This window comes from Ensifer adhaerens (genome assembly GCF_002940685.1).
Lineage (GTDB): Bacteria > Pseudomonadota > Alphaproteobacteria > Rhizobiales > Rhizobiaceae > Ensifer > Ensifer adhaerens_E.
Window position 1 is genome coordinate 14,399 of the sequence record NZ_PNFP01000033.1, and the last position, 13,615, is coordinate 28,013.

Genomic DNA, 13,615 nt, shown 5'->3' on the forward strand with positions numbered 1-13,615 from the left:
GCCGGTCAATCGCCGGCCGGGAGTATCGCTTCACACTCAGGAGACGCCGTTGAAGTCGGCGAGCTTGAGGTTGTGGGTGCCATCGAGCGTCAGCGAGAACTCGGCATCCGGACCCGCATCGACGCTGCCGCGGATGACGGTCACGTCGGCGCCGTCGCGTGTCTCATGCGTCACCACGATCTGACCGGCGCCCGAGAGCGTCGTGCCGCCGGACAGGGTGAAGGCCTGTTTGCCGGCCTGTCCGGTGTTGGCATCTATCGCCGAGAAATCGATACGGTCGCCCGGCGCGAAGCCGTAGATCGTATCGCCGTCGGCCGCCGCCACCGAGGTGAAGCGGAAGACGTCGTCGCCGAGGCCGCCGTCCATGATGTTGACGGCCGTCGATGCGGTGATCTGGTCGTGGCCCGATCCGCCGATGACATTCTCGAAGCCGTAGATCGTGTCGTTGCCGGTCCCGGCGCCGACCACGTGGCCGCGGTCCATGAAGCCGTTGCCGAGATCCACCTTGAGGTTGCCCGTGGCGACCGAGTAGTCGAGCGTGTCGTTACCGTCGCCACCCCAATAGCTGTCGTCGCCGTCACCTTTGGTCGCAAGCACGACGTCGTCACCGGCGCCGCCCCAGGCCTTGTCCGATCCTGCACCACCTTCGATGATATCGTTGCCGGCATCGCCATAGATCAGGTCTGCGCCGCCGTTGCCAAAGAGCATGTCGGCGCCGGCCCCGCCATGGATCTCATCGTCGCCGGCGCCGCCCGAGGCGACGTCATTGCCGTCCCCGCCACTCAGCACGTCGTCACCATCCTCGCCGCGCAGGACGTCGTCGCCGGCGTCACCGGAGAGAATGTCGGCCGATGCCCCGCCAAGCAGGATGTCGCCAACCGCGCCGCCGATGAGAACATCGGAAGCCGCGGTCCCGACCAGCGTACGGGCTGCGGCCGGCAAGGGTGTGCCATCACCGTCGCCGGAGCCCGACCCGTCACCCGAGCCGCAACTGTCGTCGTCGCCGTTGTCATCCGACCCGCCATGATCGTCGACATCATCATCATCATGATCGTCGTGGTCGCCGACGACGAGGGTTGGCGCGTCTCCGCCGAAGGTGATGGTGTGATCTCCGTTCGACAGCGTCCTGGTGCCGTCGCCGTTGTCGCTTTCGGCGTAGTCGGTGGGATCGGCGCCTGTCGGGATCTCGATGACGTCCTGGGGACGCAGCGCGCCGACGATCGTGTCCTGGCCGCCGTTGCTGCGGAAGACGATGCGATGCGCCGACGACAGGCTCGAAATGTCGATCACGTCGTTGCCGGCGGACCCTTCGACGGTGATCGTCGAGTAGTTCAGGCTGGTCGTATCGAAGTTGCCGATGACCTGGATCGTGTCGCCCTGACTGACGCCCTGGTCCGGGCCGCCATTGTTGTTGTTGTTCGTCACGTTCAACGTGTTGACGCTGATCTCCTCGATGTTGTCGAGCTCGGCGATCACACTCTCGACGCCACCGACGGTGCGGGTGATCACGATCTCCGTCGAGGCCAGGAACGTCGTGTTCAGGCTTGCGGCCAGGTTGGCGTTCTGTCCGGCGGTGACCGCATAGATGCGGAACAACTCGGCGCCGGCACTGCCCGAAAGCACATAGGTGTCGCTGCCCGCGCCGCCGTCGATGACGTCGCGGCCTTGCGTGCTGCTCTGGTTGATCGTGTCATTGCCGCCACCGGCAAAGACAATGTCATTGCCTGCGTTGCCGTTCAGCGTGTTTGCCGCATTGTCGCCGACGAGAATGTCGTTGCCAGTGCCGCCGTCGATCGTGCCGAGGATATCGCGCACCACGTCGACGGTCGCCGTGTCGGTGCCCGTGCCGCGGTAGGTGAAGCTGCCGCCGACGAGCACGCCATTGTCGTTGACCGTGACGCTATCCGGCCCAAGCGTGGCCGTGAGACTGGTGGCTTGCGTGATCGCCGAGATCGCCAGCGCGCTGTCGGGATCGATGTCATTGGCCAGCAGCGCCCAGCTCGGGATCGTGAACGGGTTGCCGTTGGTCCAGTTCGTCACGACGCGATCATTGTTGGCGATCATCGGATCATCGATGGCGACGACGCTGATCGTGGCCGTCGCGGGCTGGCTGTTGCGGATCCCATCGTTCACCGTCACCTCGATCGTTCGCGGCGTCGTCGCCGGATTGTCGGACGAATTGGAGAAGCGGACCGCGTCCAGCGCGCGCTGGTACTCGGATGCCGCTGCCGGACCGGTGAGCTGCAGCACGAGTTCGCCGGCGATCACCGCCTGTGACACGGCGATTGCCGCCGGGCGACCGTTGGCCGTCGTTGCCGTGAGCGTGTCGCCCGCCGCCATGTTCTTCAGCACGACACGGGCCGAGACGATCGTCTCGTCGGTGGTAATGCCCGAGAGGCTCGAGATCCCGACGGCTGCCTGATTTTCCGTGAAGGTCGCGCTCCAGGCCGTCGTCCCGTCGTCGACCGGTGTGGTGTATTCGACGTTCACATTGTCGATCCGCACGGTCTCGGTGTTGCCGTTCACGCCGCTGAAGAGGAAGCGGATCGAAGACGCGGCGGTGAACGGACCGGCAAGCGACAGGTTCGCTGTCCCATCGTTCGATGCACCGGTAATCGTCATGACGGTGGTGAAATTGTTGCCATCACTCGAGTATTGCACCTGCAGGGTTTCGCCGTTGTCGAGACCACTTTCTTCATAGTTGAAACTCAGCGTCGCGGTGCCGGCGCCGACCACGGAGAGGTCGACCGCCCGGGTGATGGTGGCGCCTGCCGGCGTCGAGCCCGCACCCGTGTCCTGGCGGAATTCAAGCTGCCCGCCATTGATGCGGATTTCGCCCGTGGTCGCCACGTTGGTCGCGCGGTCGCCCGTCTCGGTCCAGGCCGAGGCCCAGCTTGCCGATCCGTTGGAGTTGGCGTAGTTCGCCGTGCCGAACGCATCGACATAGTTTGCCCGCTCGAAGGCGTGCAGGTCGATCGACGGGCCGCGAAGGTCGAGGATCCGATCTGCGAACTGGATGCGTTCGATGTTGAAGAGGCGGTCGGTGCCTTCGGCTTCGAGGTTGCGTCCGGTCACCGGATCGATGACGCCGACGGTCGGGTTGGTGTGGGCGACCGTGACGCTGCCATCGGAATTGTAGGTGATCTCGTAGTTCTCGAAATTGTCGTAGTAGACGGCCGTGTCGATATCGCTTGTATTGCCGCCGTCGATGATCTCGCGGACGACCTGCAACTGGCTCGGCTTGATCTCGCCCGAGAACAGGCGGGTTTGAATTTGAGCGATCGAGTCGATGCTGAAGGCGGACCATGCCTGGCCTTCGCGCGGCGACACGAGGATGCGCACGTTCAGCCATTTGTCACCGTCGATGATGTCGTTGCCGCCCATGCCGCGGATCGCGTCCGAGCCGCCGCCACCGAGCAGGATGTCCGAGCCGTCGGACGTATCCATCACGGCGATTTCCTTGGGCCCCGCCGGATTGATCGGTGCGCCGTTCGCATCGAGGTTGTGCGGGTTGTAGAGGTCGAAGCGCTGCAGGTGGGCGACGAGCTCGCGCAGACCTGCGGTCCGGTCGACATTCTTCTCGAGCAGCGCATTGGAGAAGCTCTCGATCGGAGCGTCGGCATCGACCTGGGCGGCGTTGCCGTTCGGGTCATAGCCGCCGATGACGACGTCGCGACCGGTGAGGGTATCGTTGCGCTCCCACCCTGAAAGACCTTCCACCAGATCGTAGCGGTCGCGCAGGATGTTGTTCTGCTGGTTGACGAAGATGCTGATGTTCATGTTCGCATCGGCGTCGTAGTTGTTGTTCTTGAACGTCGTCCAGTCGAATCCGGCCATGCCGTTCGAACGGTTGATGCCGATCCCCTGAACCATGATGTCGTCGCCGGATTCGGCGTCGAAATCGGTATCGTTTTCGCCGGCGATCATCACGTCATGGCCGATGATGCGCGAATTGAAGAACAGTTCGGAGTTGTCGCCGGTGAGCGTCGTCATGTTGCCCTGGGCTTCCATCCAGTCGTCGCCCTCGTTGCCGAGAAGCGTGCCGCCGCCCGTGGGTGCGCGGATGAAGTCGTTGCCCTCACCACCGGAAATGGTCTTGACGTCCTCCCCGCCGGCCAGCACGTCGTTGCCTGCGCCGCCGAAGATCAGGTCGAGGCCCATGCCGCCATTGATGACGTCGTCGCCGCTTTCGCCCTTGATCACGTCGCCGGCGCCGATATCCGTGCCGCTGTCGGTGATGATGTCGTCGCCGTCGCCGCCGTGCAGGTGGTCGACGCCGAACCCGCCTTCGATGCGGTCGTCGCCGCCTTCGCCCCAGATGGTGTCGTCGCCTGCGCCGCCGATCAGGGTTTCGCCGGCATTGGTGCCGCCGACCACCACGTGTTCCTCACCGGTGAAGCGCAGGTAGTTGGTGCCGCGAATGACGAGCGAGTCGGTGCCGGTGACGGCCGAGATGACATCGGCTTCCCGGGTCGGATCCGCATTGCCGAGACCGTGGTTCCACTGCTTCGTCTGGTCCATGGTGATAATGTAGTCGGCCGTCTGGAAGGCCGAGCCGTTGATATGCAGGCCCGTGTCCTCTGTGTCGGTATTGCGGCGGATGAGGTCCGCAAAGCTGTCGGCCTCGAGTTCGTTGAGCAGGTTCTGCCCTTGAGTGCGGCTCAGATAGTAGAAGCGGTCGCCGTTCTGCAGGTTCTGGATCTGCAGTTCGAAGACGAAGGTGAAGGTCGAGCCGAGCATGCCGCCGAACGGCATCAGGGCTTCGGCGAGACCGCCGATCCAGAAATCCACCTTGTTGAGGCCGGTTTCGCGCCCTGTCCATGTGCCCGTCGAGTTCAGATAGTCGAGGCGCGCCTGGCGCTCGGCCGTGGTCTCGCCGGCGGCGCCGAAGACGAGATCCCAGGCGGCGTCGCGCTTGGCTTCGGCCGTGGTCGCGGCGAGGACTGTCTCGTGCGTGCCGTAGGCGCCGATGAAGTTGACGATCGAGAGCGGGTTCTTGATGTGCTGGGCGAAATCCGCCCAGCTCTCATAGGGCTTGAGATAGCTGTCCTGCGTCTGCTCGTAGATCTGGCGGCGTGCCTCGTTGAGCGAGGGGATTCCGGTTTCGCGGGCGCGGGCGATGTTGACGGCGGCAAGGTCCAGCGGCAGGCCGACGAGGTTGTTGCGCAGCGCGCTCGTCAAGAACTCGTCGATCTCGTTGCCGGCCTGGTAGGTCATGCCGCGAATGATGGCGCCGGAGGCGGCATGGGCATCGACGCCCGCATTGTTGAATGCCACCGGGTTCAGGAACGCTTCGATCAGGCCGAGTTCCTGCGGGGTTGCCGCCCCTTGCGCATTGAGCGTCAGCATCTCGACGTTTTCGGCAAGCATCGAATGGCCGAAGCGGTATACGACCTGGGCGAATTCCTCGAAGATCACGCCATCGAGCTCGACCGAATGCGAGAACACGAACGCGTCGATCTGCGGTGCGACAGCCCGGACGAATTCCTCGAAGACGAGGTGCTGGTAGACCATTTCCGTCGAGAAGCGTGCGGCCTGGAACAGACGCTCGCCGTCCCAAACGAGGCCGGCCGCGCTTGTCGGGAAGGCCGCGACGTCTACGAGCAGCCATTCATTGAGCAGGGCAAGGTCGCCTTCGGCCAGCACCGTCGCCTTGATGGCGCTGACCTGGCGGTTGTGTTCGCTGTGGAAGACGGAGTGGGTCGCCGTCAGCGCGATGTTCTCGTTGCCACGGCCGTCGCCGACGACAAAATGGGCGTCGAGCAGTTCATCGTCATAGGTGACGTTGACGCCGAAGGCGTTCGGAATGATCGGGTTGCCGGTGATGTCGTCGGCATCCGCCAGTACGGGAACCGGTGCGGTCATGGGATTTCGGTCGTGATCGACCGGGCCGCTCGGCACAGCGCTGTGAGCGATGTCGTTGAGGAAGGCGCGGCCGGCGCTCAAGGAAGCGAGCCCGGCGATCGGAGCAGCCAGATTGCCCTCGACCGGCCCGGTGGCGGTCATCATCAGCGGCAGGCCGTTGGGGCCGCGGACGAATTCGCCATAGAGGTCCGTGACCAGCAGCGGCACGCTGTGGACGTTCATGTCGCTGAGCTCGATACCGAGCAGGTCCCGCGCCTGGTTCTTGATGTCGGACCAGGTCGGTGGCCCGCCGGTCGCCCCTTGCAGCATCTGGCCGGTCGCAAGCGGCTTGCCGTCGACCAGCACGTATTCGCGCAGGAACGCCTGGTGCGAGGGGTTGGAGGTGTAGACCTGGTTGAGGTCGATCCAGGGCGTGGTCTCGTTTTGATGATCGCGGATGTCGTCGGCCGTGCCCAGCTGGCCGTCGGGGCCGGGGTCGTTGGTCGCGCGGGTGAGGATCATGAAGTTGGTCGGGCTTCCAGGCACATAGAGCGGATCGTCCGGCTGCAGGGGAATGATTACATTGCCGCTGCCGCCCTTGGTGGTGAGATCAAGGCCATGATCGAAGAACTGGCCGAAGATGGTCATGAAGCCGTTGAAGGATGCGGTGTCGCCAAGGTCGGCTGCGATGTTCTTGATGAAGACGTTGTCGCCGTCCATCGTCACGCCGTGAGACGCAAGTTCGTCGATCACGGCCGCGTCTGCCGCCTCAGCAAGCGCCTGGGCGGCGGCAGTTGCCGCATTGCCTGTCAGGATCGCCGCGCGCGCGTCAATGGCGTCATTGAGGGCGTCCGTGGCATCCGCCAGATCGGCTGCGGCGACGCCCAGCGCCGCGTCGGCACTGGAAAGGGCGGCCGTAGCGCTCGATGCAGTGCTCCCTGCTGCATCCACCGCGTTCGTCAGCGCCTGCTGCTCGGCAACGGCGTCCTGCAAGGCGGCAACGGCGGTCGCGTGTCCCGCCTGCGCGGCGCTCAGTGCCGCTGACGCGTCCTCCAGGTTTTCGACCGACGTGTCGTAGGCGATTTGCGCGTCCTGGCGGGCGTCGACGGCTGCGAGATAGGAGGCGCCGTTCGCAGGCGTTGGATTGGCCTGGAAGTTCGCAAGAGCGGCGCTCTCGGCCTGCTGCGCCAAGGCGAGATTGGCAAAGGCGACGTCGCGCTCATCCGTCGCGAGAGAAACGGCGGCGGCTGCCGCCTGGCTCGCGGCAAGTGCCGCAGCGGCGTCGGCCTGGGCGTTGGCAAGAACAGGCGCATGCGCGTCGCGCGCTGCCACCGCTGCGGACAGGGCGGCATTGGCCGACGCAAGCGCCTGGACCGCGGAAGCCTGGATGGTGGCGGCCGCGTCATAGTTCGTCTGTGCCGTGGCTTGAGCGGCTTGCGCGTTGGCCACGACGACGTCGGCTGCCGCGACCGCAGCGGCTGCGCTCGCTGCCGCATTGGCAACGGCGGCATGGGCAGCGCGTGCGGCCGCCTGCAGGTCCATGACGGTTCGAACGATGCCGAGCGCCTCGGCGCCCTTGATGTCGACGGAAGCAAGGGCCGCGGCGATTGCTGCCGGGTTGTTGAGCGACTGGTCGGCGACGATGTTGGAGATCAGCCGCGGCTGGCTGTCGTAGACGGAACCCGTCGGATCGGCATAGCTCGTCTGCTGGCCGTTGCGCGGGTTGATCTCGGCCGGCGCGTAGTTCGGCGTCAGCAACCGCACCATCGTTTCATCGGATGAGCCAAACTGCGTCATGTTCGGCTGGAAGTTGTTGAATGAGCCATCGACGGTGCGCAGGCCGTAGGGAAGAAGGGGGCTCGAGACCAGCTGTTCGAGAGCGGCGCGCGGATCGGCGCCGCCGTTGATGGCCGCCGTGTGGGCTTCGGCGATCTTGATCTGCTTGAGGATGAACTCAAGGTCGTTTCGATTGAGCTTTACCATTCTACCCTCCATCGGCGCGGGCACTTAGAGGTGCGGCCGCCGTTTCAAACAAAGTTCCATCGTCCGGCGGCGAGGCTGTCCTCCTTGGCCCGCCGGTTGTTTGCGTCTCGGTTGCCCGGTTCGTGAACCGATCGCATTCCTGTTGATGGTTGTAGGATGAGCGTCCACGGCGAACAAAGAAACGGCGTAAGGTCGGGCGAGTTTGCCGACGAATGGCTGATCCCATTTCCGACTAGCGGCGGTGACGTTTGTGGCATTGGGCCAATAGAAAATCTGGACCTAAGACCAGTTCTTCTTCGACCCCTAGATATTAACTGGAGAAGGTCTTTCAATTTGCCGGAATAATGCGATCATCTCCTCAGCGGATCGGTTGGGGAATGCGTTTCCGCCGCAAGCCAAAGGACAACGCTGAGCGTGACGGAGCACTCACGGGGCATTTTTTGCAAGACCGCCATGCCGACGGGATCGAAAGTCGAGGTCCGTCGCGGCTTTCCGCCGATACGCCAATGGTTCGGCCGGCAAACCCTCTCCATGCAATTCCTGCTCGCAAGCAGTATCCTCATCCTGGTCGTGGCGGCTGTCTCCGGCTATCTCATTTCGCGCGAGGTCTCGAAAAATGCGGCGGTCGACCGGGCGGCCGCGACAGCCCTTTTCATGCAGAGCATCCTTGAGCCGGTCGGCAACGAGCTGGCTCAAACCGGTCAGCTTTCACCGGTTCGCCGCACCCGGCTCGACCAGCTTTTCGCCGAACCGCAATTCAGGGACCGTTTTCCGTATTTCGAGTTGTGGTTGCCGGACGCAACGGTCGCCTATTCCACGTCCAAGGAACTCATCGGCCGCCGGTTCAATCCGCCGCAAGGCTTGATCCGGGCCCTTAGCGGCGAGGTTGCGGCGGAGTATGCGGATCTCACCGCGAGCGAGCACACGCTGCGCAGCCTCGATGCGCGTTATCTTGAGATCTACAGCCCGGTGCGTCGGGCAGACACGGGAGAAGTCGTCGCCGTTGCCGAGATCCACGAGGACACCGACATCCTGCACTGGGAGATCTTCGAGGTCCGTCTGATTGGCTGGACCGTTGTCGCCGGCGCCTCGACGCTCATCATGCTCGGCCTGTTCGTCATCGTTCATCGCGGCAGCGCCACGATCGAACGGCAACGGCTGCGCCTGGAACAGCGCGCGCAGGAAGCCGAACGCGTATCGGAGGAAATATGCGTGCTCCGCGACCGCGCAAGGATCGCCTCGTTGCGCATGACGGATTTCAACGAACGCCTGACCCGCGGCATCGGAGCCGACCTTCACGACGGCCCCGCCCAGCTCATCGGCTTTGCTGTCCTGCAGATGGAGCCATTGCGGCTTGCGCGTTCCAAAGCCGAACGCGAAGAGGCGTTGCTGACCATCGGCGGCACCCTGGACGAAGCCTTGAAGGAAATCCGCCTGATCGCGCGTTCGCTACTCCTGCCGGATATCGAGAACCTCGATCTCGACCAGGTCGTTGCGCGGGTGGTCAAACTGCACGAAGCTCGCACCGGAACGCTGGTCGAGATTGTGCCCAGTGGCAGCAGGATGGCCCTGCCGCCGGTCATCAAGACCTGCGTCTACCGCTTCGTCCAGGAGGGACTGAACAACGCCCATCGCCATGCGGGAGGAAAGGGGCAGGTCGTCCAGTGCCGCGTCGATGGCTCGACGCTTGTGCTCACGGTCGCCGACCGGGGCGGGACGGCCGGAAAAGCGGGCGGCGCGCGGCCGGATGGCGACGGGCTCGGCATCCACGGCTTAAAGCAAAGGGTTGAGAGCTTGGGCGGGACCTTGAGATTCGTCCAGGAACAGGGCGGGGCGGAACTCAAGATGACGCTGGATCTCGGGGGAGGCATGCTCGATGGGTGAAGCCACGTCCGTCGTCGTCGTCGATGACCATTCGCTTTTTCGCATGGGCGTGCTGCAGGCGATCGGATTGCAGAAGCACTTCGCCGTGGTGGGGGAGGGCGGGTCGAAGGAGGACGCCCTCAGGCTGGTCGAGAAACTGCTGCCGAACGTGGCTCTGCTTGACATCTCCATGCCGGGAAACGGGATCGATGCGGCACGCGAGATTTGCGCCCGGTGGCCGAAGACAAGGGTGGTGATGCTGACAGTATCCGAGGAGGACGATGACGTCCTCGAAGCGCTCGATGCGGGAGCGGCGGGTTATGTGCTGAAAGGTGCTCCCGCACCTGACCTGATCGCCGCGATCTCGACCGTCGCCAATGGCCAGGCCTATCTTTCGCCAGCGCTCGGCATGCGCCTGTTCGGCGTTATCCGCAATCGCACCGAAGGCCACAGGGTGGAGCGCTTGGTCGACAAACTGACTCCAAAGGAAGCGCTTGTCTTCCGGATGCTGGGGCGCGGTTGCACCAACCGGATGATCGCCGAGGAAATGGGCGTGCAGGTGAAGACGGTCAAATTCCATGTCGGCCGCCTGCTCACGAAACTCAGTGCAAGGAACCGCGTCGAGGCGGCCCTGTTGGCACAGCGCCACCTGAAGCCCACGACTGGACCAAAAGCGTAGGTTGGGACATCCAGGCGAAACGATGGACAACAGAGCAAAAGCCGGTCAGGCGAAGGCCGACGTTCCTTTATCGAACCCGTTTCGATCGACGGCTGGGACGAGGGTCGTCTCTCTGTTCCGGCGCCTGCGGTTGGAAACGCAGTTCATCCTGATCGCATCGCTTGTCGTCCTCGCGCTGATGGTCACGCTCGCCATCCTGACGACGAACCGGCTGGAAAGGGCGGTCTTGAACACTGCGGGTTCGCTTGGCGCCGCCTCTCTGGAGACTCTCGTTGCACCGCTGATTTCATCGGAAGATATCGAGCGCGGCGAACTGGCGCCGGCCATTGAGCGCCAGTTGGGGGACCTGGTTGCAGCCAGCGCCCTTGGACAGCATGTGCACGAGCTGAAGATCTGGCGGCCGGATGGCTCGATCCTCTATTCCAGCTCCGGCCTCAGCGTCACCGAGAAGGTCGTCTTTGACGAGTTGAAGCGCGCGCTTTCAGGCGAGATCGTCGTCGGACGCACCGAAATCCAGAAGCACAAGTATGCCAATGGTGCGCAGCGAGACACGTCAATCGAGATCTACGCCCCGCTCATTCGCGACGCGGGCGGGCGGGTCATTCTCGTCGGCGAATTTTACGAGCGGCCGGACGTGCTCCTGCAGGAACTGTCGGACGCGTGGCTGTCGACGGTCAGGTGCGTGCTGCTGATCACGGTTCCCATGCTCGCCTTGCTCTTCCTGATCGTGCGCCGGGGCAGTCGCCTTATCGACCAGCAGCACGACGCCATCAGGCGCAGCCTCACGCGGGCAGTCGAACTTTCCAACCAGAACTGCAGGCTACGCTCGGCGGCCGACAACGCGCGGCTCGAGGCCGGAAAGCTCAACGAGATGATCCTCAACCAGATCGGCAGCGACCTGCATGACGGTCCCGTGCAGCTACTCACCCTTGTTAAATTGCGCTTGAGCGATCTGGCCGGCGCCGATGGTGGCCAATCGCAAGGCCGACAGGACAGCGGAAAACTCGTTGCGATCGTCAGTGCTGTGCTTGAGGATCTTCGCAGTATTTCGTCGGATCTCGTCTTGCCGGAACTCGACGACATGCCTCTCACCGAGGCTATACAGCTCGCAGTTTCCAGGCATGTCGACCTGACCGGACGCGATGTCGAGGTTGTCGGTACAATCGCCTCGTCAAGGATCGATGCGCACCTGAACATTTGTGTCTACCGCTTCATCCAGGAAGCGTTGATGAACGCCGAGCGCCACGCGCCCGGCAACCGTCAGCGCGTGCAACTCGCAACGAGACGCAGTTTTCTGTTCGTTCGTGTGTCAGATGTCGGGCATACGGCCGCGGAACAAGCCCGGGGCGGCAGCGCTGGCCGATCGAGTATCGGTACCGTTGCCCAGAAACGGCGGGTTCGAGCGTTTGGCGGGCGCATGCGGACTGTGCGCCTGGACAACGGGACGGTCGTGACCGCCGTCCTGCCGCTTGATCAGAGCCACGGCCTCGTCGATCGATAGGGCGTTGCGGCGCGCCATTGGCCGGGCGCCACTCGATCCGGCGCCATGGCCAGGACTTGGCGGTCGATCCGTCTAGTTGACCCGCGGGCGGTCTGCGGCGCGTTCTGGAAGCACATTGAGGCGCTGGGCTGCCAGCACGACCTCGAGACGGTTTCGGGCGTCGAGTTTCTGCATCAGCACCGACATGTAGTGCTTGACGGTTTTCTCGCTGATGTCGAGACAGTGCGCGATCTCGCGGTTGGTGCTGCCGCGCATTAGATGACGGACGATCTGCTCCTCGCGCAGGCTGAGGCGCTGTTGCTCCTGCTGACGCCGGCGCATCTCAGCGGTCTTCATCGCCATGATGACCTTGGTGGCAAATCCCGCGGTAATGAAGGTCTCGCCATCGTGCACGGTTCGTATTGCCTGGTGCAGATCACTCGCCGTGCTGCCTTTCAGCACGTAGCCCGCGACACCATAGTTCAGCACTTGGATTGCCGTTTCGATGCTCGAATTGGCCGTGAACACGATGATCCGCGTCTGCTGGTACTTTTGTGTTATCAACTCGATGGCGGCAACGGCGTCGCCCGGCATGCTCAGGTCGAGCACGAGGACATGCGGTGCGTGTTCCTCGACGATTTTCAGGGCATCTATCGCGTTTTCGCCCTTGGCGACAATATCGAGGTCGCTCTTGCCAGAATAAATACTAACCAGTCCTTCCAGGAGAATAGGGTGATCGTCAACAAAAGCGACTGAAATGCTCATAATAACAAAGTCCTCATGAGATTGATTGCTATTTATGATTCTTCGGAAATAGGGGAAAATATAGGATATTATTACAGATGTATTCCAATGTAGCTATGCAGGTGTAGCGAATGACCCAATTTTGGTGCCGATATCACGGACATGATGCGCGTACTCGCCCGGTCATGTTTTTCTGCTCTGCGTGGAGGGGCTTCTGAGCCTCCCACCTCCAGAACACGTTATTACACCAGAGTTCCATTTTAAAGTGCATGCTTAATTATAAGTTAATTTTAGGGGTTTTCGCACACATTGTGGTCAACACCTCGGCTTTGACCCGCATCCCCAAGCCAGCGTAACAGGCGGCGTCGATCGGCCAGATTCAGCTGCGAATAGCGTCGGGACATGCCAAAATCTCCAAGAGGAAACCATTGAAATCATTGGCATGTCGCACTTCGAATTAGAATGTACCTTCTGGGCCAAGAAGATCGCATAATGTATCGAGTGGAATACAATGCGTCCGCCTTAGCCGCTGGGATCTTACCTTGAGCTTCGTGCCGTCGGCGGGCGGCGGCCACTTTTGAGCGGCTCAACGCCGGTCGTCCCATCGGGAATCTTCTGAAACAACTCGGCGATCTCACACTCCATGGCGAGCGCGAGTTTTTCGAGTGTGACTATCGTGGGGTTCTTGCTCCCGCGCTCTAGGTGGCCAGCGTACGAGCGCTCAATACCTGCCGCCAGCGCCAGATCATCCTGCGATATCTGCCGCGCTACCCGCAATCGTCGAAGATTCAGAGCGACCAGCTGCCGTACGTCCATAGCTGCAAAACAGCATTTGACAGTTTATGAAACCACGTATTATAGAACTATGAAAGCGACCATTACGTGTGGCGTCGTGAAGCTGCACCTTCAAAGGAGGTTGCTATGGAACTTCGCCAACTCTCGTTCTTCGTCGCGGTGGCCGAGGAACTGCACTTCAATCGTGCGGCCGCGCGCATGTGCATCGCACAGCCGGCGTTGAGCGC

General features: G+C 62.7%; 7 protein-coding genes. 4 read left to right on the forward strand and 3 right to left on the reverse strand.

Going from position 1 to position 13,615, the window contains the following annotated elements:
* Positions 1–36: 36 nt before the first annotated feature.
* Positions 37–7,827 (reverse strand): peroxidase family protein, encoded by a 7,791-nt coding sequence (locus C1A35_RS34630; RefSeq protein ID WP_104668755.1) that lies wholly within the window; start codon positions 7,825–7,827, stop codon positions 37–39.
* 453 nt (positions 7,828–8,280) lie between these two features.
* Between C1A35_RS34630 and C1A35_RS34635 the strand changes: the two genes are divergently transcribed.
* The 3 genes from C1A35_RS34635 to C1A35_RS34645 are packed head-to-tail and all read left to right on the forward strand — an operon-like array spanning position 8,281 to position 11,870.
* A complete protein-coding gene (locus C1A35_RS34635; RefSeq protein WP_104668756.1) occupies positions 8,281–9,711 on the forward strand; it encodes a sensor histidine kinase in 1,431 nt (476 codons plus the stop codon).
* On the forward strand, positions 9,704–10,369 hold the full coding sequence (locus C1A35_RS34640) for a response regulator (RefSeq protein WP_104668757.1): 666 nt from the start codon (positions 9,704–9,706) through the stop codon (positions 10,367–10,369). The genes C1A35_RS34635 and C1A35_RS34640 overlap by 8 nt, the downstream gene beginning before the upstream one ends.
* 22 nt (positions 10,370–10,391) lie before the next feature.
* Positions 10,392–11,870, forward strand: a complete 1,479-nt coding sequence (locus C1A35_RS34645; protein WP_158665263.1) for a sensor histidine kinase — start codon at positions 10,392–10,394, stop codon at positions 11,868–11,870.
* A 72-nt stretch (positions 11,871–11,942) separates the two neighbouring features.
* Here C1A35_RS34645 and C1A35_RS34650 read toward each other — a convergent pair whose 3' ends face one another.
* Both C1A35_RS34650 and C1A35_RS34655 read right to left on the reverse strand, forming a co-directional pair.
* The gene (locus tag C1A35_RS34650; RefSeq protein ID WP_104668758.1) at positions 11,943–12,614 is read right to left on the reverse strand and encodes a response regulator; all 672 of its coding nucleotides are present in this window, start codon (positions 12,612–12,614) and stop codon (positions 11,943–11,945) included.
* Between the two features lie 516 nt (positions 12,615–13,130).
* Entirely contained in the window at positions 13,131–13,409 is a 279-nt protein-coding gene (locus C1A35_RS34655) for a helix-turn-helix domain-containing protein (protein ID WP_104668759.1), read from the reverse strand.
* 105 nt (positions 13,410–13,514) lie between these two features.
* On the opposite strand from C1A35_RS34655, the gene C1A35_RS34660 reads away from it, so the two are divergent.
* On the forward strand, positions 13,515–13,615 hold a 101-nt coding region (locus C1A35_RS34660), incomplete at its 3' end, for a LysR family transcriptional regulator (RefSeq protein ID WP_158665264.1).

Coding starts and splice junctions, on each gene's coding strand:
- C1A35_RS34655 (WP_104668759.1), bottom strand. CDS start 13,409: ATGGACGTACGGCAGCTGGTCGCTCTGAATCTTCGACGATTGCGGGTA.
- C1A35_RS34640 (WP_104668757.1), top strand. CDS start 9,704: ATGGGTGAAGCCACGTCCGTCGTCGTCGTCGATGACCATTCGCTTTTT.
- C1A35_RS34630 (WP_104668755.1), bottom strand. CDS start 7,827: ATGGTAAAGCTCAATCGAAACGACCTTGAGTTCATCCTCAAGCAGATC.
- C1A35_RS34645 (WP_158665263.1), top strand. CDS start 10,392: ATGGACAACAGAGCAAAAGCCGGTCAGGCGAAGGCCGACGTTCCTTTA.
- C1A35_RS34650 (WP_104668758.1), bottom strand. CDS start 12,614: ATGAGCATTTCAGTCGCTTTTGTTGACGATCACCCTATTCTCCTGGAA.
- C1A35_RS34635 (WP_104668756.1), top strand. CDS start 8,281: ATGCCGACGGGATCGAAAGTCGAGGTCCGTCGCGGCTTTCCGCCGATA.